The 21501-nt window shown below is 63.3% G+C and carries 22 protein-coding genes; 12 read left to right on the top strand and 10 right to left on the bottom strand.

The window, feature by feature from the left end:
* Positions 1 to 4 precede the first annotated feature (4 nt).
* The 3 genes from FHW96_RS00355 to FHW96_RS00345 form a co-directional block, all read right to left on the bottom strand.
* The gene (locus FHW96_RS00355) at positions 5 to 877 is read right to left on the bottom strand and encodes a F0F1 ATP synthase subunit gamma (RefSeq protein ID WP_172338587.1); all 873 of its coding nucleotides are present in this window, start codon (positions 875 to 877) and stop codon (positions 5 to 7) included.
* A 30-nt stretch (positions 878 to 907) separates the two neighbouring features.
* Positions 908 to 2437 carry a F0F1 ATP synthase subunit alpha gene (gene atpA / locus FHW96_RS00350; RefSeq protein ID WP_172338586.1) on the bottom strand — a complete coding sequence of 510 codons (1530 nt, stop codon included), beginning with the start codon at positions 2435 to 2437 and terminating at the stop codon, positions 908 to 910.
* Positions 2438 to 2503: 66 nt separating this feature from the next.
* A complete protein-coding gene (locus FHW96_RS00345; RefSeq protein ID WP_172338585.1) occupies positions 2504 to 3058 on the bottom strand; it encodes a F0F1 ATP synthase subunit delta in 555 nt (184 codons plus the stop codon).
* A gap of 286 nt (positions 3059 to 3344) precedes the next feature.
* On the opposite strand from FHW96_RS00345, the gene ada reads away from it, so the two are divergent.
* Complete coding sequence (ada, locus tag FHW96_RS00340; RefSeq protein WP_172338584.1) at positions 3345 to 4388, top strand: bifunctional DNA-binding transcriptional regulator/O6-methylguanine-DNA methyltransferase Ada; 1044 nt, start codon at positions 3345 to 3347, stop codon at positions 4386 to 4388.
* Here the strand turns inward: ada and FHW96_RS00335 are convergent.
* Positions 4373 to 6544, bottom strand: a complete 2172-nt coding sequence (locus FHW96_RS00335) for a primosomal protein N' (protein ID WP_172338583.1) — start codon at positions 6542 to 6544, stop codon at positions 4373 to 4375. The two genes, ada and FHW96_RS00335, sit on opposite strands and share 16 nt — an antisense overlap.
* A gap of 243 nt (positions 6545 to 6787) precedes the next feature.
* On the opposite strand from FHW96_RS00335, the gene fsa reads away from it, so the two are divergent.
* Genes fsa through cysS form a run of 4 tightly spaced genes read left to right on the top strand, consistent with a single transcriptional unit; the run spans position 6788 to position 11763 of the window.
* Positions 6788 to 7438 (top strand): fructose-6-phosphate aldolase, encoded by a 651-nt coding sequence (gene fsa / locus FHW96_RS00330; RefSeq protein ID WP_172338582.1) that lies wholly within the window; start codon positions 6788 to 6790, stop codon positions 7436 to 7438.
* Between the two features lie 19 nt (positions 7439 to 7457).
* A complete protein-coding gene (gene cobT, locus FHW96_RS00325; RefSeq protein ID WP_172338581.1) occupies positions 7458 to 9272 on the top strand; it encodes a cobaltochelatase subunit CobT in 1815 nt (604 codons plus the stop codon).
* 27 nt (positions 9273 to 9299) lie between these two features.
* Positions 9300 to 10250, top strand: a complete 951-nt coding sequence (locus FHW96_RS00320; RefSeq protein WP_172338580.1) for a hypothetical protein — start codon at positions 9300 to 9302, stop codon at positions 10248 to 10250.
* 43 nt (positions 10251 to 10293) lie between these two features.
* Complete coding sequence (gene cysS, locus FHW96_RS00315) at positions 10294 to 11763, top strand: cysteine--tRNA ligase (protein WP_172338579.1); 1470 nt, start codon at positions 10294 to 10296, stop codon at positions 11761 to 11763.
* 50 nt (positions 11764 to 11813) lie between these two features.
* Here cysS and FHW96_RS00310 read toward each other — a convergent pair whose 3' ends face one another.
* Both FHW96_RS00310 and FHW96_RS00305 read right to left on the bottom strand, forming a co-directional pair.
* A complete protein-coding gene (locus FHW96_RS00310; protein ID WP_253950662.1) occupies positions 11814 to 12239 on the bottom strand; it encodes a hypothetical protein in 426 nt (141 codons plus the stop codon).
* On the bottom strand, positions 12229 to 12417 hold the full coding sequence (locus tag FHW96_RS00305; RefSeq protein WP_172338578.1) for a hypothetical protein: 189 nt from the start codon (positions 12415 to 12417) through the stop codon (positions 12229 to 12231). Before FHW96_RS00305 ends, FHW96_RS00310 begins: the two co-directional genes overlap by 11 nt.
* Positions 12418 to 12530: 113 nt before the next feature.
* Between FHW96_RS00305 and FHW96_RS00300 the strand changes: the two genes are divergently transcribed.
* A complete protein-coding gene (locus tag FHW96_RS00300) occupies positions 12531 to 13181 on the top strand; it encodes a S24 family peptidase (protein ID WP_172338577.1) in 651 nt (216 codons plus the stop codon).
* A gap of 17 nt (positions 13182 to 13198) precedes the next feature.
* On the opposite strand, the gene FHW96_RS00295 is transcribed toward FHW96_RS00300, so the two are convergent.
* Positions 13199 to 13702 carry a thioredoxin family protein gene (locus FHW96_RS00295; protein ID WP_172338576.1) on the bottom strand — a complete coding sequence of 168 codons (504 nt, stop codon included), beginning with the start codon at positions 13700 to 13702 and terminating at the stop codon, positions 13199 to 13201.
* Positions 13703 to 13796: 94 nt separating this feature from the next.
* Here FHW96_RS00295 and FHW96_RS00290 point away from each other — a divergent pair, with 94 nt between their 5' ends.
* Positions 13797 to 14483 (top strand): MBL fold metallo-hydrolase, encoded by a 687-nt coding sequence (locus FHW96_RS00290; protein WP_305849664.1) that lies wholly within the window; start codon positions 13797 to 13799, stop codon positions 14481 to 14483.
* Positions 14484 to 14501: 18 nt separating this feature from the next.
* On the opposite strand, the gene FHW96_RS00285 is transcribed toward FHW96_RS00290, so the two are convergent.
* Positions 14502 to 14915: an MAPEG family protein gene (locus FHW96_RS00285; RefSeq protein ID WP_216650718.1), complete on the bottom strand. Its 414-nt coding sequence runs from the start codon at positions 14913 to 14915 to the stop codon at positions 14502 to 14504.
* A 161-nt stretch (positions 14916 to 15076) separates the two neighbouring features.
* On the opposite strand from FHW96_RS00285, the gene rpmF reads away from it, so the two are divergent.
* The 5 genes from rpmF (at position 15077) to FHW96_RS00260 (ending at position 18138) form a co-directional block, all read left to right on the top strand.
* Positions 15077 to 15256, top strand: coding sequence for a 50S ribosomal protein L32 (gene rpmF / locus FHW96_RS00280; RefSeq protein WP_127707171.1), 180 nt, complete (start codon positions 15077 to 15079; stop codon positions 15254 to 15256).
* 43 nt (positions 15257 to 15299) lie between these two features.
* Positions 15300 to 16370 carry a phosphate acyltransferase PlsX gene (gene plsX, locus FHW96_RS00275; RefSeq protein ID WP_172338575.1) on the top strand — a complete coding sequence of 357 codons (1071 nt, stop codon included), beginning with the start codon at positions 15300 to 15302 and terminating at the stop codon, positions 16368 to 16370.
* Complete coding sequence (locus FHW96_RS00270; RefSeq protein ID WP_172338574.1) at positions 16367 to 17338, top strand: beta-ketoacyl-ACP synthase III; 972 nt, start codon at positions 16367 to 16369, stop codon at positions 17336 to 17338. Before plsX ends, FHW96_RS00270 begins: the two co-directional genes overlap by 4 nt.
* A gap of 133 nt (positions 17339 to 17471) precedes the next feature.
* The gene (locus FHW96_RS00265; RefSeq protein ID WP_172338953.1) at positions 17472 to 17756 is read left to right on the top strand and encodes an integration host factor subunit alpha; all 285 of its coding nucleotides are present in this window, start codon (positions 17472 to 17474) and stop codon (positions 17754 to 17756) included.
* Between the two features lie 37 nt (positions 17757 to 17793).
* Complete coding sequence (locus tag FHW96_RS00260) at positions 17794 to 18138, top strand: MerR family transcriptional regulator (protein ID WP_172338573.1); 345 nt, start codon at positions 17794 to 17796, stop codon at positions 18136 to 18138.
* Positions 18139 to 18142: 4 nt separating this feature from the next.
* Here FHW96_RS00260 and FHW96_RS00255 read toward each other — a convergent pair whose 3' ends face one another.
* Positions 18143 to 18703, bottom strand: a complete 561-nt coding sequence (locus FHW96_RS00255) for a histidine phosphatase family protein (protein ID WP_172338572.1) — start codon at positions 18701 to 18703, stop codon at positions 18143 to 18145.
* Between the two features lie 6 nt (positions 18704 to 18709).
* Positions 18710 to 21484, bottom strand: coding sequence for an ATP-dependent DNA helicase (locus FHW96_RS00250; RefSeq protein WP_172338571.1), 2775 nt, complete (start codon positions 21482 to 21484; stop codon positions 18710 to 18712).
* Between the last annotated feature and the right edge of the window lie 17 nt (positions 21485 to 21501).

The following is a 21501-nucleotide window of genomic DNA, read 5'->3' as shown; positions in this document are numbered from 1 at the left end:
GTCGTCAGAGCGCTTCGGCGCCCGCGATGATTTCAATGAGTTCAGTGGTGATCGCGGCCTGACGGCTACGGTTATACTGGATGGTCAGCTTGCTGATCAGGTCGCCTGCGTTGCGGGTGGCGTTATCCATGGCGGTCATGGATGCACCCTGCTCGCTGGCCGCATTTTCCAGCAGAGCGCCGAAAATCTGCGTCTTGAGATAGCGCGGCAGCAGAGCGGCGAGGATTTCTTCTTCCTCGGGCTCATATTCAACCACCGAATCCGCCGCGACCGCCGACTTGGGGGCCGGAACGGGGATGATCTGCTGCTCAGTCGGTTCCTGAAGCAAAGCGCTGCGGAAACGGCTGAAGAACAGATGCGCTACGTCAAACTTGCCTGCATCATACAGCGCCACCAGTTCGGCAGCGATCGCATCGGCTTCGCCATAGCCTGCTTCACGAACGGTCGTGGTGTCGAAGCCGCCGATAATCGCATTGGGGAATTCGCGACGGATAACCGCGCGGCCCTTGCGACCGATCAGATAGAACTGCACCTTCTTGCCCTCGGCTTCCAGAGCCTTGGCCTTCAGGCGCGCAGCCTTGACGATGTTCGAGTTGAAGGCGCCGCACAGACCACGATCCGAGTTGGCCACCACCAGCAGATGCACAGCATCCTTGCCGGTGCCTGCCAGCAGCTTGGGGCTGCTTTCGCTGACCACGATGCGCGAGGCGAGGCTGGCGACAACGCCGGCCAGCCGCGATGCATAGGGGCGCGCGGCCTCGGCAGCGGACTGCGCCTTGCGCAGTTTCGCTGCCGCGACCATTTGCTTGGCCTTGGTGATCTTCTGGGTCGATTTGACCGAGTTGATCCGGCCTTTGAGTTCCTTAAGGCTGGCCATTGCCAACTACCTTTCGTAGCTAGACCTGACTTAAGCGAACTGCTTGCCGAAAGCGTCCAGAGCGGCCTTGAGCTTGCCCTTGGCTTCGTCGCCCAGATCCTTGGTGTTGCGGATCAGGTCGAGCAGATCGCCATGCTGCGAACGCAGGAAGCTGAGCAGTTCTGCTTCATATTCCGTCACGCGGTTGGTCGGGATCGAGTCCAGATAACCGTTGGTGCCGGCGAAGATCACGCAGGTCTGCTCTTCGAAACCGAGCGGCGAGAACTGAGCCTGCTTGAGCAGCTCGGTCAGACGCGCACCGCGGTTAAGCAGCTTCTGGGTCGAAGCGTCGAGGTCCGAACCGAACTGGGCAAACGCGGCCATTTCGCGATACTGGGCCAGCTCCAGCTTGATCGAGCCGGCAACCTTCTTCATCGCCTTGGTCTGAGCCGACGAACCCACGCGCGACACCGACAGACCAACGTTAATGGCCGGACGGACGCCCTGATAGAACAGGCCGGTTTCAAGGAAGATCTGGCCGTCGGTGATCGAGATCACGTTGGTCGGAATGTAGGCCGACACGTCGCCCGCCTGCGTTTCGATGATCGGCAGGGCGGTCAGCGAACCGGCGCCCATGTCATCGTTGAGCTTGGCGGCGCGTTCCAGCAGACGCGAGTGGAGATAGAACACGTCGCCCGGATAAGCTTCGCGGCCCGGAGGACGACGCAGCAGCAGCGACATCTGACGATAAGCCACGGCCTGCTTGGAAAGGTCGTCATACACGATCACGGCGTGCATCGCGTTGTCGCGGAAGAATTCGCCGATGGCAGCACCCGTGTAGGGCGCCAGATACTGCAGCGGAGCGGGCTCCGAAGCGGTGGCGGCGATCACGACGGAATATTCCATCGCGCCGTTTTCTTCGAGCTGACGCACGATCTGGGCAACGGTCGAACGCTTCTGACCCACGGCAACGTAGATGCAGTACAGCTTCTTCGATTCGTCATCACCGGCGTTGACGGCCTTCTGGTTGATGAACGTGTCGATCGCCACGGCGGTCTTGCCGGTCTGACGGTCGCCGATGATTAGCTCGCGCTGACCGCGGCCAACCGGAACCAGCGCGTCAATGGCCTTCAGGCCCGTCTGCACGGGTTCATGCACCGACTTGCGGGGGATGATGCCCGGAGCCTTGACTTCGACGCGGCTGCGCTTGTCGGAAATGATCGGGCCCTTGCCGTCGATCGGGTTGCCCAGCGCGTCAACCACGCGGCCCAGCAAGCCCTTGCCCACCGGAACGTCCACGATGGTGCCGGTGCGCTTGACGGTGTCGCCTTCCTTGATCTCGCTGTCCGAGCCGAAGATCACGACGCCGACATTGTCGGCTTCCAGGTTCAAGGCCATGCCCTGAACGCCATTGGCGAATTCCACCATTTCACCGGCCTGGACCTTGTCCAGACCATGGATGCGGGCAATACCGTCACCCACCGAGAGCACAGAGCCCACTTCCGAAACCTGAGCTTCGGTGCCGAAGTTGGCAATCTGGTCCTTGATGACCTTCGAGATTTCAGCGGCGCGAATTGTCATGTTCAGCCTTTCATCGAACCTTGTTGGGGGGCGTGGCCCCGCAATCGACCCTTTAGGAGGGGCCTGTTAGCCCCTCATCTTTTGGGCGAGAGAATTGAGACGGGTGCGGATCGAGCTGTCGATCTGCTGGCTGCCGATGCGCACGACCAAACCGCCAAGCAGTTCGGGATCGACGCTGGTCTTCAGCTTGATGGCCTTGCCTTCACGAGCAGCAAGCTTGCCCGACAGGGCAGCAAGCTGATCGTCGCTCAGCGGGTGGGCGCTGGTCACCTGCGCCGTCACTTCGCCGCGCGCGGCCGCCGCGATGGCGGCAAAGGCGCGGATAATGTCGGGCAGGGCCGAAAGGCGGCGGCCAGCAGCCAGCACGCCAAGGAATTTGCGGGTGACATCACCAAGGCCAAGGACCCCGGCCACACCCTCAACCGCACGGCCAGCCGCATCGCGGCTGATCTGCGGATTACGAATCAGGGCGGACAGGTCGTCGGATTCGGCAATTGCCGCACCCAAGGTCTCAAGGTCCGCTTCCACGGCGCTTACCACGCCCAAATCCTGCGCCAGTTCAAACAGGGCGGACGCGTAGCGCCCCTGAAGACTGGCAGTAATGCCGGCGGAATTGTCCACGCTTTTACGTCCCCTCTTGCCGGAAGGCTCTATGCCGGTTCGCAAAGGAAAGGATGCGCAGGGTTAAACTGCGTATCTGTCCCCCTTGGGCGGCGCGCATAGCGACGATTACCGCGCGATGCAAGCGGCCCATTGCCACCTGATTCCAAAGTCCATGGTCGAGCGCAAAGTCGGCCCGTTTGTCTGAGAAATGCGCAATGCATTCCTATGCGTCAGTTTGCCCGAAAAAACTTTGATCGCAAGGGGTGGGAAGCATCGCCCCGGCGCCTGTGCTAGGCATGTTTTCATGGACTGCGATCAAACAGAACTTTTTTGGGAAAACGTGGTGGCGCGCGACAAGGGCGCCGATGGTCGCTTCGTTTTCGCGGTTTTGACCACGGGCATCTATTGCCGCCCGTCCTGTCCGGCGCGGCGGCCCTTGCGCGATCATGTCCGATTCTTTGCCGATGGCGATGCGGCGCGCGCCGATGGTTTCCGCCCATGCCTGCGCTGTCGCCCCGATGAGGCGGGGCGAGATGCGGAGGCGGTCGAGGCCGCGCTGCGGATGATGGGCGATGATGCGCCTTCTTTAAGCGATCTGGCCGAGGCGACCGGATATAGCCCGTCGCATTTCCAGCGAATCTTCAAACGGGCCACAGGCCTGTCTCCCGCCGCCTATGCCCGCGCCCGCCGGATCGAGCGCGCGGGGCAGGCGCTGGGTGGACAGGCATCAGGCGGGCAATCCGTCACCGAGGCGATCTATGCTGCGGGCTTTGGCGGACCCTCTACCTTCTATCGCAATGCAAAGGAGCGCATGGGCATGACCCCATCGGCATGGGCCAAGGGTGGCGAAGGCGTCATCATTCACTGGGCGGTAATGCCCACCACGTTGGGCGCGATGCTGGTGGCTGCCACCGATCGCGGCATCTGCCGTCTGGCGTTCGGTGTGGGCGTCGAGGATTTGCGCGCGCTGTTCCCCAAGGCTGAACTGGTCGAAGGGGGAGAGGCGTTCAAAACCCTCTTTGCGCGCGTTCTAAGCGCCGTGGAGGCGCCCGGTGATGCCTCAGGCATTCCGCTCGACGTGCGCGGCACAGCCTTTCAGGAGGCCGTCTGGGCCGCCCTGCGCCAGATCCCGGCGGGCGAGACGCGATCCTATGCAGAGCTGGCCGCCGCCATCGGCCGCCCTGCCGCCTGCCGCGCGGCGGGCAGCGCCAATGGGGCCAATCGCGTGGCGGTGCTGATCCCCTGCCACCGGGTCATCCGGGGCGATGGCGCGCTGGGCGGCTATGCATGGGGCGAGGGGCTGAAGAAGGAGTTGCTGGCGCGTGAGGGCGTTCAGACGAAAGAATAAGGGTCGATGTCGATGCTGACACGCACCCCTTGCGGGAATTTGAGCGCGCCCAGCCACTCGCGCAGCACTTTCTGCAATTCCGCGCTGCGCTTGGCATTGACCAGCAGGCGATAGCGATAGCGCCCGCGCAGCAAAGACAAAGGCGCGGGCGCAGGGCCGAGGATCGCCACATCGGGCAGATTGGGCCGTGTGCCGCCAATCGCGCGGGCGGCCTCCTTGGCTTCGCTCTCTTCCTCGCTGGAGACAATGATTGCCGCCCAGCGGCCAAAGGGCGGCGCACCCGCATGGCGGCGCCCTTCCGCTTCGGCCTCATAGAAAGCATCGCGGTCGCCAGCCGCCAAGGCTGCGATGACCGGGGCGGTGGGATGGCGGGTTTGGATCAGCACCTCGCCGGGCTTTTCGCCGCGCCCCGCGCGCCCGGCCACCTGTGCGATCTGTTGATAGGATCTTTCGCCAGCGCGCAGGTCGCCGCCTTCAAGACCGAGGTCTGCATCAATCACCCCCACCAGCGTCAGGTCGGGAAAGTGATAGCCCTTGGTGACGAGCTGCGTGCCGACGATCACGTCGATCATCTTGTTTTCCGCTGCCGCGACAAATTCGGCCACCTTATCAGGCGTATTCATCGTGTCCGAGGTCACCAGCGCCACGCGGGCCTCGGGCAATATCTGTGCCACCTCATCGGCAATACGCTCCACCCCCGGCCCGCAGGCGACAAGGCAGTCCGCTTCGCCGCATTCAGGGCAGGCGGTGGGCATCGGCTGTTCCTGTCCGCAATGGTGACAGGCCAGGCGCCGCGAGAGGCGGTGTTCGACCAGCCACGCGCTGCACGTATCGCATTGAAACCGATGGCCGCAGGACCGGCACAACGTCAAAGGCGCATAGCCGCGCCGATTGAGGAAAAGCAGCGACTGCTCGCCCTTTTCCAGCCGCTCCACCAGCTTTTTGACCAGAGGCGGCGAAATCCAGTGGTTTCGTTCGGGCGGGTGCTGGATCAGATTGACGATCTGAATATCGGGCAATTGTGCCCCGCCGAAACGGTCGGGCAGGATGATCCGCTTGTATACGCCCGCCTCGGCCAGCGTCAGGCTTTCCAGCGCAGGCGTGGCCGAGGCCAGCACGACCGGGATCTTTTCAAACCTTGCCCGAATCACTGCCACGTCGCGCGCATTATAACGCACGCCATCATCCTGCTTGAACGAGACCTCGTGGGCCTCATCCACCACGATCAGGCCGAGACGCGGGAAGGGCAGGAACAAAGCCGAACGCGCGCCGACCACCACCTGCGCCTGCCCCCCGGCAATCGCGCGCCATGCCCGGCGGCGTTCGGCGGATTTGAGGCTGGAGTGCCACAAGACCGGCTCCACCCCGAAACGCGCGGCAAACCGGCGCAGAAAATTCTGCGTCAGCGCGATTTCGGGCAGCATCACCAGAACCTGGCGCCCCAGTCGGATCGCCTCGGCCACGGCTTCGAAATAGGTCTCGGTCTTGCCTGATCCGGTCACGCCGTCGAGCAGGAAGGGGGCAAAGGCGCCGCCCTTCACCGCATCGACCATCTGATCGGCGGCCTCCTGCTGCCCATCCGAAAGGTCGGGCACATCAAACCCGGGATCGGCGGGCGGATAGGGCCGGTCCAGATCGACCCGCACCGTTTCCATCATCCCGCCATTGACCATGCCGCGCAGCACGCCCTCGGTCACGCTCGCCGCCTCGGCCAATTCGCGCAAGGTGCCCTGCGCGCCCTGTAAAGCGTCGAGCGCGGCGGCGCGTTGGGGCGTCAGGCGCTTTGGCGGCTCGGCATCGGGTTTCAGCCGATATTCGGTCATCATCCGCCCGCCTTGCAGCGCGGCGGTGGACGAGAGCGCCATGCGCGCCACAGAGGCCAGTGAGGCGCAATAATAATCCGCCGTCCATTCGATCAGCCGCCGCAAAGGCGCGGGCAAAGGCGGCACCGGCAGCACCGAGAGCAGGGGGCGCAGGCGATTGTCGCCCACTTCCTCGCCGGGCAGGCGCTCGGCCTCCCAAACGATGCCCATCACCTGTCGCGGCCCCAGCGGGGCGATCACCACGCTGCCGTGCTCGACCTCCATGCCATGGGGCACGCGGTAATCCAGCACCGGCAGGGCGGAGTTCATCACAAGCAGGCGGGCGCGGGTCATGGGGTAAGGCCATGCGGCCAAACGACCCGGCGGGTCAAGTCAGGTCGATCCGATAGAACCGCGTGTCCACCGCCATGCGCGCTGGGGATGCGCGGGCCTAAACGGGTGGATGTCGGGGCTTTGCATAAATCACTTGCAAGTGGGGGCTTGGGTTGCGCGGCGCTCATGCCTATAGGCGGCGGGGTAGAGCGTTTCAAGAATCGCGCCCATCAGGCGGGCGCGCGCCAATCAAGGGGACACCCCATGAAGTTTTTCGTCGACACCGCCGAGATCAAGGACATCAAGGAACTGGCCGCCACGGGTCTGCTTGATGGCGTGACCACCAACCCTTCGCTGATCGCCAAGTCGGGCCGCGATTTCCTTGAAGTGACCAAGGAAATCTGCAGCATCGTCGATGGCCCGGTTTCTGCCGAAGTCATCGCGCTGGACCACGAAGGCATGATGCGCGAGGCCGAAATCCTGCGCAAGATCGCCGACAATGTCTGCATCAAGGTGCCGCTGACCATTGACGGCCTGAAAACCTGCAAGGCGCTGACCTCGGACGGCACCAAGGTCAATGTGACCCTGTGCTTCTCGGCCAATCAGGCGCTGCTGGCCGCCAAGGCGGGCGCTTCTTTCATCTCGCCCTTCATCGGCCGTCATGATGACAATGGCTTTGATGGCATGGATCTGATCCGCGACATCCGCCTGATCTATGACAACTATGCCTATGAAACCGAAATTCTGGCGGCTTCGATCCGCCACGGCGTGCATGTGCTGGAATGCGCCCGCATCGGCGCCGATGTGATGACCGCGCCGCCCGCCGTCATCAAGGGTCTGGTCAAGCATGTCTTGACGGACAAGGGTATTGAAGGCTTCATGGCCGACTGGGCCAAGACGGGCCAAAGCTTGTAATAGAATCAAGGGATAGACATTGGCCGAGGAAACTCCTCTCGACCGCTTCAAGGCCGCGCTGACGGGCGCCTCGCGCGCGATTGCAGAACGCGCGGATATCGAGGTGAACTGGAGCCCCGATAACCCCAGCCAGACGGGCACGACCTTTCGTGTCCCGATGCCGGGGCGGGGCATCCCGCGCGCAGCCGCCATGGAGGCGCGCGGTTTTGCCGATTCCTATGCGCTGCGGTTGAAGCACCATAACGAGGCGCTCCACCGCAAGAATGCGCCGCAGGAACCGGTGGCCCGCGCCGCCTATGATGCGGTGGAAACCGTGCGCTTTGAGGCGCTCGGGGCCAATGACTATGCCGGAATGCGCGAAAATCTAGGCGCGGCGCTGGATATGCGGATGGCCACCGACGCCATCGCGCGTGCCGAACGCGCCGAACAGGTGCCCTTGCATACCGCCTTGGCGCTGATCCTGCGCGAAAAGCTGACCGGTCAGCCGATCCCGGAAATGGCGAAAGGCGGCGTTGAAATGCGCCGTGCCTTTATCGAGGACAAGGCGGGCGGCGATATTGCCGCGCTGGCCGATAAGCTGGGCGATCAGAAGGCTTTTCAAAGCCTTGCTCTGGACATGCTGCGCCATCTGGAATTGACTCAACCCGAAGCCGTGGACGAGCCCGGCGAGGACGAGGACAATGAGGACGCCGAGCAGGACAAGGACGAGCAGCAGGACGAGGATCAGCCGGGCCAGGAGCAGCAGCCCGTCGAAATGGCCGCCGACCGCAGCCAGGGCGACGAACAGGGCGACAGCGACCAGCAGAGCGAGATCGAAGACGATGGCCAGATGGACGACGAGGGCGAGGACAGCGAGGAGGGCATGTTGCCCACCCGTCCGAACCGCCCTTGGACCGATCTGCCCAATGATTTTGATTACAAGGTCTTTTCCGAGAAATATGACGAGGTGGTCGCCGCGCAGGATCTGTGCGACGATGATGAACTGACCCGCCTGCGCGCCTATCTCGATGCGCAGTTGAAGGGCCTGCAGGGCATCGTCACGCGCCTTGCCAACCGGCTTCAGCGGCGCCTGATGGCGCAGCAGAACCGCAGTTGGGACTTCGATCAGGAAGAGGGCATTCTGGACGCCGCGCGCCTGTCGCGCATCGTCGTCGCGCCCGGTTCCTCGCTCAGCTATAAGGTTGAGCGCGATGTTGAGTTCAAGGACACGATCGTCACGCTGCTGATCGACAATTCGGGTTCGATGCGCGGGCGGCCGATTTCCATCGCGGCGATTTCCGCCGACGTTCTGGCGCGCACGCTGGAACGCTGCGGGGTCAAGACCGAGATCCTCGGCTTTACCACGCGCGCGTGGAAGGGCGGGCAATCGCGTGAGGCTTGGCTGGCGGCGGGCAAGCCGGCCCATCCGGGCCGTCTCAATGACTTGCGCCACATTGTTTATAAAAAGGCTGATGAGCCCTGGCGCCGCGCGCGCAAGAATCTCGGCCTGATGATGCGCGAGGGGCTGCTCAAGGAGAATATCGACGGCGAAGCGCTGAAATGGGCGCATGACCGCCTGCTCCAGAGGCCCGAGGATCGCCGCATCCTGATGGTGATTTCCGATGGCGCGCCGGTCGATGACTCCACGCTTTCGGTCAATGCGGCGGGTTATCTCGAAGGGCATCTGCGCCGGGTGATCGGCTGGATCGAGAACAAGTCGCCGGTGCAACTGGTGGCCATCGGCATCGGCCATGATGTGACGCGGTATTATCGCCGCGCGGTGACGATCATGGATGTCGAGCAATTGGGCGGCACGATGATCGAACAATTAGCGGGATTGTTCGAGGACGATTGAGCGGGGGATCTGATGCGGGGGCATGGGTTGGCGGCACTGATCGCGTTGGGGCTTTCCACGCAGGCTTTGGCGTTAAACCCGCCCCCCGCGTCCCGAAGCGAGAGGGAGCGCTCCCCGGCCCATAGCGAGCAGGAAAGTCTGGTCGCCATCGAGGTGATGACCGGCCTTTCCAGCCAGACCAGCCATCGCGGCGATATGTTTCCGATCCGGCTGGTCGAACCGGTCGAGGTGGATGGCAAACAGGTGCTGGCCGCCGGCGCGCTGGGCGTGGGCGAGGTGATCGAGGCCAAGCCTGCGCGGGGCGGCGGCGCGCCGGGGATACTGACGCTGGGCCTGCGCTATCTGGAGGTGGGCGGGCGGCAAATCCCGCTGCGTCTGGCCGACCCGACGATGAAGGGGCGCGACCAGATGGCGGGCGACCTCAAAACCGCCGAACGCAATGTGTTCATTTCGCCGATCCGCACGCTGCCGCTCAACCTGATCACGGTGTTCCGCGAAGGGGGCGAGGTGGCGCTGGCCTCGGGCACGCGAACGGCGGCCTATCTGACCTGGCAGGATGGGGTAGCTCCGGTGGCGGCGCCTTCGGATGCGCGGGCGCTGGTGGTGTTTTTCCGCCCCGCCGCGCTGTCTTGGCGGGCGATTGGATGCACCGTATCGGAGGATGGCCGCAAGGTTTCCTCGCTGGGGTCGGGTCGGTGGTTTGCTGCTTCGGTTTCGCCCGGAACGCACACATTTCGCGCCACCGGCGAAACGCGCGATGAATTGCGGATAGATCTGGCGGCGGGACAGGTTGCCTATGTTGCCTGTCGGATGCGGATGAGCGCGCTGATCGCGCGGCCAACATTGATGCCTGCGTCCAAGAGTGAATATGGCGCGCAGAAATTGAAGATGATGGATGACGATGACATGGGCCTTGCCGAGGCGGGCGCGCTGCGTGGCGAAGGGGTGATGGCTTTGCCCATGGCCTTGCGGCCCTGAGCCCTCTTGACCTTTGCTGCGCGGCGGGGATAGGCCCCCGGCCATGACCGAGCAAACGCCCTTGAAGCTGTTCAACAGCCTGACCCGCCAGATGGAAACCTTCACCCCTGTCCATCCGGGCGAGGCGCGGGTCTATTCCTGCGGGCCGACGGTCTATAATTATCCCCATATCGGCAATATGCGGGCCTATGTCTTTGCCGATATTCTGGGCCGGACGCTGTCGTTCAAGGGGCTGAAGCTGACCCATGTCATCAACATAACCGATGTCGGCCACCTGACCGACGATGCTGATGCGGGGGAGGACAAGATGGAAAAGATGGCCGCCAAGGAGGCGCGCAGCATCTGGGACATCGCCGAGCATTACAAGCAGGCCTATTGGGCGGACGTGCGCGCGCTGAACATTCGCCAGCCTGCGCAATGGACCATCGCCACCGATTATGTGCCGCAGATGATTGAATTTGCGAAAAAGATCGCGCCGGCCCATTGCTATGAACTGGAGAGCGGGCTCTATTTCGACGTGTCCACCGTGGCCGATTACGGTCGCTTGGCCCGCGCGAATACCGAAGAAGGCGAGGGCCGGATCGAAAAGGTGGACGGCAAGCGCAATGCCGCCGACTTCGCCATCTGGCGCAAGACGCCGCAGGGTGAGAAGCGCCAGATGGAATGGGACAGCCCGTGGGGTCGCGGCGCGCCTGGCTGGCATCTTGAATGCTCGGTCATGAGCGGCGAGGTGCTGGGCTTTCCCTTTGACATTCATACCGGCGGGATCGACCACCGCGAAATTCACCATCCCAATGAAATCGCGCAGAATCAGGCGGCATGCGGCTGTGGTTCGCTGGATGTGGCGGCCCATTCGGGCGCGCAATTCTGGATGCACAACAATTTCCTCGTTGAACGCAGCGGGAAAATGTCAAAATCCTCGGGTGAGTTTCTGCGCCTGCAATTGCTGATCGACCGGGGTTATCACCCGCTGGCCTATCGCCTGATGTGCCTTCAGGCGCACTATCGCAGCGAACTGGAGTTTAGCTGGGAAGGTCTGGGTGCGGCGCTGGTGCGGTTGAAGCGCCTGTTGATGGCCACGGCGCAGGTGAAGGCGCAATGCGCCGACGCCGGTTATGCCGCCATCGGCGGCTGGGGCCAGAAGATCGCGCCTTTGATGGAGCGTTTTGAGGCCGCGATCAGCGATGATCTGAACACTGCGGTGGCCTTGACGCTGCTCGAAGAGGTGGCCTCGATGAAGAAGGTACCCGCGACCGAAAAGCTGGGCGCGATCACGGCGATGGACAATGTGCTGGGGTTGAACCTGCTGGGGCTGGAGCGGACCGATCTGCGGCTGCGGCCCAAGGCGGCGGCCATCACCGAGGATGAAATCGAGGCCGTGCTGGTTCAGCGCAAGGAAGCGCGTGCGGAAAAGGATTTTGCCCGTTCTGATGCTTTGCGTGATGAACTGGCCGCGCGCGGGGTGGAAGCGATGGATGGCGACTCGCTGGGCTGGGAATGGAAACTGGCCTGAGGCGGAGATGCAAGGGGCATGACGCCCCTTGCCTGCCCGGAGCATAAGGTTCACCCATCCGCCAGCAGCAGGAATTCGGCCTCCACCACCATCCGTTCGACGGGCAGCGTCACATGCGTGACCTCGGCCACCACGGCATCGGCGACCAATTGGCCGCGGATGGTGAATTCATGCTCGGGCAGAGCGGCGACGAATTCATCGACCGCCGCCGCGCCATCCTTGCCGTTGAAGAGCAGTGTGATCGTGTGGCGCGTGCCGTGAAAGGTTGCGCTGGCCCACGGACGCTCGCCATGCGAGATCAGTTCGCCATGCTCGCCCGCCAGACGCATCACCGCATCGAGCAATTGCACCGATGGATGGCGAACGCGGGCGCGCGGCGCGCCCACGCCCTTGCCGGGGTTCAGCCGGGCTGCGGGGCTGAAGAGGGCAACGCGCTGGGCATCGATGTCGTTGCTGGTGCGAAAATCAAAGCGCATGAGGCATCTCCGGATAGGTGTTGATATAGTTTTCAATGCGATTGGCCAGATCGGACCGGGGACTGCGCCCATTGCGCATATCGCCCACAAGGCGCGGATCATGGGCGACAATGCGCCCGAACTTGGTCCACGGCATGCCGGTACGGCACAGGAAATCCTCAATTATTCGCAACAGCATGAAGGCCCCCTTTATTCCCTTGGCGATTCGTCCGATTCGACAAATCTGTTGCTCATTTGTTCTCATTCTTTTGCCGTCTTGTCTAGGAAATTTCCTATGCTATAAATTTGGACATGGAACAGGAAAATGCCCGAACCACTCTGATGGCTCTTTCGACCGAACGCGGGGTCAGCTTGGCGGCATTGTCGTCACTGATTGGGCGTAATTCCAGCTATTTACAGCAGTTTGTCAAAAAAGGGAGCCCGCGCAAACTGGAGGAGGGGGACCGGCGCAAACTGGCCCAATTCTTTGGTGTGGACGAATCGCGGCTGGGCGGGATGGAGCAGAAATCCTTTTTTTCCATAGGAAAGCCGGCGCGTCAGCATTGGGTCGATGTTCCCCGCCTTGCGCTCGACGCCTCGGCCGGGCCGGGCGCGTTTGCGGGCGCGGAGCAGCCCTTTGGCGCGCTGCGCTTTTCGCAAGGCTGGCTGCGAGGCATGGGGCTGAACCCGGCGGATCTGACGACGATCGCTGTGGCCGGGGATTCGATGCATCCCGTGCTTAATGATGGCGATGAGATTTTGGTCGACCGCTCACGCCGCGCCCTGCGCGATGGCATCCATGTTGTGCGCGTGGGAGACCATGTGCTGGTCAAGCGAATCGATATGGGACATCCGGGGCGGGTGCGCCTGAAAAGCGACAATCCGGCCTATGATCCGATTGATCTGGCACCCGAGGAAGTGGCCGTGATCGGCCGCGTGGTGTGGAAGGGCGGGCGGCTCTAAAACCGCCCGCCAATCTCTTATTTAGTCCATTGCGCCAGCCAGTCGGCCAGCGCCTGAGGCGTCATCGAGCGTGCATCGGACAGGGCCGTCACCGAGGTGGTGGGGTTGAGCAGCGTGTTCGTGCGCGGATCGACAATAAACAGCGCGGGCACGCCCTTAGGCCGGGTTACGCCGTAGGTCGCGCCAATGTCCAGATTCTTGGTATAGCGGCCCACGTCCACCGTCACCAGTTCATAGTGCTTCTTGAGCCAGGGGTTCAGGCTGGGCAGCGCCATCGTCGCGGCCAGAATGCGGCAATCTGGGCACCAGTTGCCGCCCAGATCGACGATCACCAGCTTATGCGCCTTTTTCGCGCGGGCGATGGCGGCGGCCACATCCTTATGTGCGTCTGCCGCCTCGTCATAGGGCAGGGGCAGCGGCTGGGGCAGGGCGGCAAAGCTGGCCTCGGGCAGGCGCGGGGCGGGGGCGGCCATGGCCGGGGCGGCAACAAGCGCGGCGGCGGCGGCGAGGAAGAAACGCATCGGGTAATCCTTACTAAGTCGATAGAGTATATATAGCGATCCCTGCTGCTATCTCTACTGGCCATCGCGCGAGGCTGGCACTAGGATTTCCGTCATGGCTGAAAGCAAACCTACTGACACGCGTGCAAGCGGGGAACCGCCGCTGCGCATCCACCTCATCCCCGTCACCGCGTTCCAGCAGAATTGCTCGCTGGTGTGGTGCACGAAAACCATGCGCGGGGCGTTGATCGATCCGGGCGGCGATCTGGACAAATTGAAGGCCGAGGTTGCGGCGCGCGGCGTGACCCTCGAAAAGCTGCTGGTGACGCATGGTCATATGGATCACTGCGGGCTGGCGGGCGTGCTGGCGCAGGATCTGGGCCTGCCCATCGAAGGGCCGCATGAGGATGACCGCTTCTGGATCGAGGGGCTGGACAATCCCAATATGCGCATGGGAATTGCGGGCCAGAGCTTCGAGCCGGACCGCTGGCTGGTCGATGGCGATACGGTGACGGTGGGCGAACTGGTGTTTCAGGTTATCCACTGTCCGGGCCATACGCCGGGTCATGTGGTGTTTTTCCACGAGCCTTCGCGTCTGGCCATCGTGGGCGATGTTTTGTTTCAGGGCAGTATCGGGCGCACCGATTTCCCCAAAGGCAATCACCAGCAATTGATCGATTCGATTACCAAAAAGCTGTGGCCCCTAGGCAAGGACATTACTTTCGTCCCCGGCCACGGGCCATGCAGCACATTTGGCCATGAGATGCTGACCAACCCCTTTGTCGGCAGCATCTATGGCTAATTATGGGCAGGCGGCGGTTCAGATCCCGCGAACCGCCGTCAGCACCGCCACCACGGCAAGGGTCAACTGCACCAGATAGGCGCTGGCCGTGCCGAAAGGGCGGCCGGGCTTGAAATGGCCGTCCATGCCAAAGGCGTGCATCACGCGCCCGCCCATAAACACTGCGCCCGCCACCGGCAGCCACCAGCCGCCCTTGCCCGCCAGTTCGACCACGGCGACGAGAATCAGGGTGATCGGTGTGTTCTCGATAAAGTTCGATTGGGCGCGCATCCGGGCATAGATCAGCGGGTCATTGCCGTCGCCCATTTCCACCTTTCGCGCGATGCGCAGCCGCCCGATGCGCACGCCAAGCCAGAAATTGATGACGGCCGCCGCCGCGCAAAGGCACAGAGTTGTGGGCAAAAGCACGGGTGTGAGGCCCAGCAGGTTCATATTTGTAACTCCCTTGCGATCTTTCATGGGCGCCATAGCCATCAGCGACTTGCAACGCACGAGAAATCCGGTATAGGCGCCGCTTCGCATCCGCCTATGCGGCAACGCATGTCTGGCGGCTTTTGTCGTCTAATTCGTATTTTTCAGGAATAGGTGCCGAAATGGCTGTCCCTAAGAGAAAAACTTCCCCCAGCCGTCGCGGCATGCGTCGCAGCCATGATGCGCTGAAGGTCGAAGCTTTCCACGAGTGCTCGAACTGCGGCGAACTGAAGCGCCCGCACAACCTCTGCCCGTCCTGCGGCCATTACAATGGTCGTGAGATCATCGCAGTCGGTCTTTGATGTCCGGCCCCCGGTTGGGGGCCTGTGAAAGGGTAGTCGCATCATGAATTTTCCGCGTATCGCAATCGACGCGATGGGCGGGGATGAAGGTGTGCAGGTCATGGTCGCTGGTGCGGCCCTGGCGGCGGACCGTTATCCGCAGGTGCGCTTCCTCCTCGTGGGCGACCAATCGAGGATTGAGCGGGCGTTGGATCGACATTCGACCCTGCGTCCGCTGGTAGAGATCCTCCACGCTGATGATGTCATCAGTGGGGAGGAAAAGCCAAGTCAGGCTCTGCGCCGCGCACGAACCACATCGATGGGCATGGCTATCCATGCCGTTAAGAATGGTTCGGCAGGCGCGGCCCTGAGCGCGGGCAATACCGGCGCGCTCATGGCCATCTCCAAGCTGGCCCTGCGCACGATACCCGGTATCGACCGCCCGGCTCTGGCCGCGATCATGCCCACGCTTCAGCCCAGCGACGTTGTGATGCTCGATCTGGGCGCCAACACGGAATGCGACGCGCGCAATCTGGTGCAGTTCGCGATCATGGGCGCGGCCTATGCGCGGATCGTCAACAGCCAGCCCGAGCCGCGTGTACGCCTGCTCAACATCGGCACCGAAGATAACAAGGGCACCGAGGAGTTGCGCGATGCCGCCGCTTTGCTCAAGGAGCGGGCCGGTGATCTCTCGATGATCTTCGATGGCTTTACCGAGGCGGACAAGATCTGTCGCGGCGAGGTTGATGTCGTTGTGACCGATGGCTTTTCCGGCAATATCGCGCTTAAGGCGATCGAAGGTACCGCCCGTTTCGTGGGCGATCTGCTGCGCCGCTCATTCTCGTCCTCGCTGCGTTCGAAGATCGGCTTTCTGATCTCACGCCCCGCGACCGACCTGCTCAAACATCATCTCGACCCCAATAATCATAATGGCGCCGTGTTTCTCGGCCTGAACGGGGTTGTTGTCAAAAGCCATGGCAGCGCGAATGCGCTGGGGGTGGCGAATGCGGTTGGGGTGACCCAACGGCTGCTGGAGGAAAATCTGACCGAACGGATCAAGGCCGACCTGGCAAGGCTCGGCACCGAAACGCTGCGCGCTCCTCACAAGGTTACGGCCGAGGCTGGGCAGGGATGACGCGGCGTTCGGTTCTGATCGGTACGGGCAGCGCGCTGCCCACGCGGGTTGTTCCCAATGCGGAACTGGCCGAAAAGGTGGATACCAGCGACGAATGGATCGTCGAGCGCACCGGCATTCGTCAACGCTATCTGGCGGGCGAGGGGGAAACGACCTCTTCGCTGGCCACGGCCGCGGCGCGTCGGGCGCTTGAGGCCGCGGGCGTCGATGGCAAGGACATTGACCTTATCATTCTGGCCACAGCAACCCCGGACCAGACCTTTCCGGCGACGGCCACGATCGTGCAGCATGCAATTGGCGCCAATGGCGGAATCGCCTTTGACGTGGCGGCGGTATGCTCGGGCTTCCTTTATGCGATGGGCGTGGCCGATTCGATGCTCCGCTGTGGTCAGGCGCGTCGCGCGCTGGTGATCGGGGCGGAAACTTTCAGCCGCATCCTCGATTGGGAGGACCGCACGACCTGCGTTCTGTTCGGCGACGGCGCGGGCGCGGTGGTGCTGGAGGCGCGCGAGAGCGAGGACGCCAACGCTCCGGGCATTCTGGCGACCAAGCTTCATGCCGATGGTTCGCACAACCAGTTGCTCTTCGTCGATGGCGGCGTTTCGACCACCGGAGACGTGGGCAAGCTGCGGATGAAGGGGCGCGAAGTGTTCCGTCATGCTGTGGTCAATCTGGCCAGCGTTCTTGGCGAAGTGCTTGAAGAGGCTGGGTTTAAGTCGGACGATATCGACTGGCTGGTGCCGCATCAGGCCAATGCCCGCATTCTGGAGGCCACCGCCAAGAAGCTCCACATGCCTTCGGAAAAGGTCGTGGTGACGGTGCAGGATCATGCCAATACTTCGGCCGCCTCGGTGCCGCTGGCGCTGGATTGCGCGATCCGCGACGGTCGGATCCGGCCCGGCCATCTGGTCATGCTGGAGGCGATGGGCGGCGGATTTACTTGGGGCGCAAGCCTGATCCGCATCTAAACCCTTTCTTTCGGATTTGCTTATATTGCGTCGAAATCGGCGCGGGATAGCATTGTATTACCCGCGATATTTGCTATCTTGTGGGGCGAGGGGTGCCCACAAGAGGCCTTTGGAGGGGATAATAGTGCGATCTATGTCTACGCTGACAAGAGCTGATCTGGCCGAAGCCATCAACCGCAAACTGGGCCTGTCGCGGGCCGATTCCCTTAACATGGTGGAATCGATTCTCGATCTTGTCTCGGATTCCCTTGCCGAAGGCGAGAACGTCAAGATCTCGGGCTTTGGCACCTTCCTGCTGCGCGACAAGAGCGAGCGCGTGGGCCGCAATCCCAAAACCGGCGTCGAAGTGCCGATCACGCCTCGCCGCGTGCTGACCTTCCGCGCCAGCCAGATGCTGAAGGATCGCGTCGCGGGTTAATCCGCGCGCGATCTGTAATAGGCAAAGTGTGGCTGGTATGACGGAAAAAGCACCTGAGGCATTCCGCACCATTGGCGAAGTGTCCAAGGAACTGTCTATCCAGCCTCACGTGCTGCGCTATTGGGAAGAGCAATTCCCGATGCTGCGCCCGGTGAAGCGCGCCGGGGGGCGGCGCCTGTACCGGCCCGACGATGTCGAATTGCTGCGCACCATCGACCGTCTGGTCCACCGTGAGGGATTTACCCTGCGTGGGGCCAAGAAGTGGCTGCAATCACGCGATAAGGTTGAACTGACGCCCGAGCCGGCCGCGCCTGCCGGCGATCCGCAATTGCTGGATGAACTGATCGCCCTGCGCAAGCAGCTGGCCCGAGCGCTGGCCTGAGGGCTTAGAGTCTTTCCGGCCCCAGCGCCGCATCGAGATCACGCGGACGCATCAGGTGAACCAGCCGCGCCTGACCTTCCTCAATGTCCTTCCAACTTGCAGCATCCACTTCCATCACTGCAAAGGCGGCGGTGGGGAATTTCTGTTCGACCACATCGCGCAGAGGCGACGAGCCATCGTCGGGCACGAGGTCGAAGATCAGATCCTCAAGCCCCGGATTATGGCCGACCAACAGCACTGATTCCACGCTGTCATCCTGATCGCGCAGCACATCGAGCAGCGAGGCCGATGAGGCCAAATAAATCCGCCGGTCCCAATTCACCGGCAGCGCATGGCCATAACCGGCCCCCTGCGCGCCAAGTTCGATGGTTTCGGCCGCGCGCACGGCGGGCGAGGCCAGAATGCGATCCCAGCGTAGGCCGCGCTGGGCACAATATTCGTCAATATGCTTGCCCATCAACGGCGCGCCCTGGCGCCCGCGTTCGTTGAGCGGGCGGTCGAAATCGCGCGCGCGCGCATCGCCCCAATCGGATTTGGCGTGACGCAACAGGCCCAACGTTTTCATATGTGTTCAACCAAATTGGCGGCCATCCGGGCTTTGGGCCGGAGACTCGGACTGCGGAGAAGAAGAAGCACCGCCTGAAGCATGGGCGCGCAGCCTTTGTAAAGCCTCTGCAAGCGAGCAACGCACAACCGGCGTTCCGAAGGGAAAGGCGGTCAGCAGACGTGAGGGGAAAGCAGCGGAGAGAACCACGAAATGCCCCCGGTCGCCGCGCCCCCGGATCAAGCGGCCAAAGGCCTGCGCCAGACGCGCGCGGATGATGCGGTCATCATGCGCCTGCCCACCCTGCGGATGGGCCAGACGCCGCGCACGGTGCAGAATGGAAGGCTTAGGCCATGGCACCTGCTCCATAATGACCAGCCGCAAAGAATCGCCCGGCACATCGACGCCGTCGCGCAAGGCATCGGTGCCCAGCAGGGAGGCATGGGGATCATCCCGGAAAATATCGACCAAGGTGCCGGTATCGATCGGATCGACATGTTGAGCATAGAGCGGCAAGCCGTTGCGCGCCATGCGGTCGGCAATCCGCCCATGCACCGCGCGCAAGCGTCGGATCGCGGTGAACAGGCCCAGCGCGCCGCCGCCGCTCGCCTCGATCAACTGGCCGTATGCCCCGGCCAGCGCCGGAATATCGCCGCGCGGAATGTCGGTGACGATCAGCACCTCGGCCTGATTGGCATAGTCAAAGGGGCTTTCGAAAGCGGCCACTTCAGGCACGACCTCGATATGCTGCGCGCCCGAACGCGCCACGGCGCCCTCCCAGCTTTGATCCCAATCCGCGTCCCCGGCCCTGTCGCGCAGCGTCGCGCTGGTCATCATCACGCCATGCGCGCCATTCAACACCGTGGCCGCAAAGGGCTGCATCGGATCGACCCAGCGGCGATGGAGGCCCATGTCATATTCTCGCCCATCGGCCCGGTCCACCGCCAGCCAATCGACAAAACCCGGATCGACCGGACCCGACAGCCGCGCCAGCAAAGCCTCCCACGCGGCGATCAGATCGACCCGCCATGTCAGCGAGGAGCGCGCGCCCTCGATCCGCGCACGGCCTTGGCCGTCGAGCCAGTCCGGCGGCTCGTCCATGATGGCCTCCAGCCGTAATCCCAACTGGATCAAAGGTTTGCGTAGCCGGGCCAAAGCCTCGCCCGCCGCCAGCGCCGCCTCGATAAACGCGCCATCCAAGGAGGCAGCTTCGGTTTCCACGCCATAGCCCGCCTCCTGCCCGCCGCTCTCGTCGCGGGCAAAGGTGGTGGCGCGCACAGCGGCCAGCAATTGCTCGATCTCACCGCTCGGCTCGCCCTCGACCACGCGTTGCAGCCAGCCATCGCCGGGCAGCGCCTCGGCGGCCTCACGCGCGGCGGCGATGGCGCGCGCTCCAGCTTCATCATAGCTGGCCACATCGGCAAGGCGGGCGGACAGGCCCCTGCGGCGGCCCTTCGATCCCTTTTCCGGACCGATGACCCAGCGGCGCAATTCGATGGCCTCCGCGCCCGTCAGATCGGCGGAAAAGGTGCTGTCGGCGGCCTCGAAGACATGGTGGCCTTCGTCAAAGACGATGCGGGTGGGGCGCAGGGCGACATCTTTGCCCCGCGCGGCGTTCACCATCACCAGCGCATGATTGGCGATCACCAGATCGGCTTCGGCGCTGGCGCGGGCGGAGCGTTCTATGAAGCATTTGCGGTAGTGCGGGCAACCGGCATAGACGCATTCGCCGCGTCGATCGGTCAGCGAAGTGATCCCGCGCTGGCGAAAAAGCGTCCCCAGCCAGCCCGGAAGATCGCCCCCGATCATATCACCATCCTGCGTATAGGCAGCCCAGCGCGCCACCAATTGCGCCAGGATCGCCGCTCGCCCGCCAAAGCCGCCTTGCAGCGCGTCCTCAAGGTTGAGCAGACACAGGTAATTCTCGCGCCCCTTGCGCACCACCACGCGATTGGAATCGCCCCAGACGCGGCGGGCCTCGCGTCGCAATTGCCGTTGCAGAGCCTTGGTATAGGTCGATACCCAGACCGTCCCCCCGCTGGCGTGGGTCCAGAGCGAGGCGGGGGCCAGATAGCCCAAGGTCTTGCCTGTGCCCGTGCCTGCTTCGGCCAGCAGCATGTGGGGGGCGCCGCGCGCGGTGCGCGGAGCAAAGATATGGGCGGCGCGGGCGGCATAATCCTGCTGGCCCTGTCGCGCCTCGCTGCCATGGCCCGTAATATGGTCCAATTGGCCCAAGACATCGGCCTGCAGCAGGTCGACCTGCGCGGGTTGGGGGCGCTCGGCGGTCTCCTCCCATTCGGGCAGGCGGGAAAAGAGCCAGCGTTCGGCGCGGGCGGGCTTCTCAATCGCCGTGGCCAGCACGGGCGCCCATGACCAGCGCAACTTGCCCAGCCCCTGCAGCGCGGTCCATGCCCCCTCGCGCTCGGCCCAGTCGGGCGCGCCGCATTGGGCCAGCAGGGCCGCTGCGGCCTGTTGCAGCAGCAGCGGCACATCATCATCGCCCTTAGGCTGCGCCAGGCCCAGCGCATGAGCAAGCCCCTTGGGCGTAGGCACGACAAAGCGGGCGGGATGCACAAAGGCATAGAGTTCAAGCAGATCCAGCCCCGACAGATCGGGATAACCCAGCCGGCTGGCCACCAGCGGCGCATTGAGGATCAGCAGCGGCGTATCGGCGGCCGTGACAATCGCCTCGCCCTTGCCCACCGCATTGGTGACGCAGCCGCGCATACGCAGCCAGCAACCGCTGTGATTGGCATGCAGGGCGGGTAGGTCCAGCGTAGGCAGGGCAGGGGCGTCATTCATCGCCCCGACTGATGCCG

The organism is Novosphingobium sp. SG751A, from assembly GCF_013149295.1.
In the GTDB taxonomy this organism is placed as follows: domain Bacteria; phylum Pseudomonadota; class Alphaproteobacteria; order Sphingomonadales; family Sphingomonadaceae; genus Novosphingobium.
Note: the sequence above shows the minus strand (reverse complement) of the source record. Positions and strands in the feature narration are given on the sequence as shown.

Bases quoted from the DNA above. Each gene is read 5' to 3' on its own strand.
- FHW96_RS00295 (WP_172338576.1), bottom strand. From the start codon at position 13,702: ATGCGTTTCTTCCTCGCCGCCGCCGCCGCGCTTGTTGCCGCCCCGGCC.
- fsa (WP_172338582.1), top strand. From the start codon at position 6,788: ATGAAGTTTTTCGTCGACACCGCCGAGATCAAGGACATCAAGGAACTG.
- FHW96_RS00335 (WP_172338583.1), bottom strand. From the start codon at position 6,544: ATGACCCGCGCCCGCCTGCTTGTGATGAACTCCGCCCTGCCGGTGCTG.
- FHW96_RS00260 (WP_172338573.1), top strand. From the start codon at position 17,794: ATGACGGAAAAAGCACCTGAGGCATTCCGCACCATTGGCGAAGTGTCC.
- ada (WP_172338584.1), top strand. From the start codon at position 3,345: ATGGACTGCGATCAAACAGAACTTTTTTGGGAAAACGTGGTGGCGCGC.
- FHW96_RS00300 (WP_172338577.1), top strand. From the start codon at position 12,531: ATGGAACAGGAAAATGCCCGAACCACTCTGATGGCTCTTTCGACCGAA.
- FHW96_RS00285 (WP_216650718.1), bottom strand. From the start codon at position 14,915: ATGAACCTGCTGGGCCTCACACCCGTGCTTTTGCCCACAACTCTGTGC.
- FHW96_RS00355 (WP_172338587.1), bottom strand. From the start codon at position 877: ATGGCCAGCCTTAAGGAACTCAAAGGCCGGATCAACTCGGTCAAATCG.
- atpA (WP_172338586.1), bottom strand. From the start codon at position 2,437: ATGACAATTCGCGCCGCTGAAATCTCGAAGGTCATCAAGGACCAGATT.
- FHW96_RS00270 (WP_172338574.1), top strand. From the start codon at position 16,367: ATGACGCGGCGTTCGGTTCTGATCGGTACGGGCAGCGCGCTGCCCACG.
- FHW96_RS00290 (WP_305849664.1), top strand. From the start codon at position 13,797: ATGGCTGAAAGCAAACCTACTGACACGCGTGCAAGCGGGGAACCGCCG.
- FHW96_RS00305 (WP_172338578.1), bottom strand. From the start codon at position 12,417: ATGCTGTTGCGAATAATTGAGGATTTCCTGTGCCGTACCGGCATGCCG.
- plsX (WP_172338575.1), top strand. From the start codon at position 15,300: ATGAATTTTCCGCGTATCGCAATCGACGCGATGGGCGGGGATGAAGGT.
- rpmF (WP_127707171.1), top strand. From the start codon at position 15,077: ATGGCTGTCCCTAAGAGAAAAACTTCCCCCAGCCGTCGCGGCATGCGT.
- FHW96_RS00255 (WP_172338572.1), bottom strand. From the start codon at position 18,703: ATGAAAACGTTGGGCCTGTTGCGTCACGCCAAATCCGATTGGGGCGAT.
- FHW96_RS00265 (WP_172338953.1), top strand. From the start codon at position 17,472: ATGTCTACGCTGACAAGAGCTGATCTGGCCGAAGCCATCAACCGCAAA.
- cysS (WP_172338579.1), top strand. From the start codon at position 10,294: ATGACCGAGCAAACGCCCTTGAAGCTGTTCAACAGCCTGACCCGCCAG.
- FHW96_RS00250 (WP_172338571.1), bottom strand. From the start codon at position 21,484: ATGAATGACGCCCCTGCCCTGCCTACGCTGGACCTACCCGCCCTGCAT.
- FHW96_RS00310 (WP_253950662.1), bottom strand. From the start codon at position 12,239: ATGCGCTTTGATTTTCGCACCAGCAACGACATCGATGCCCAGCGCGTT.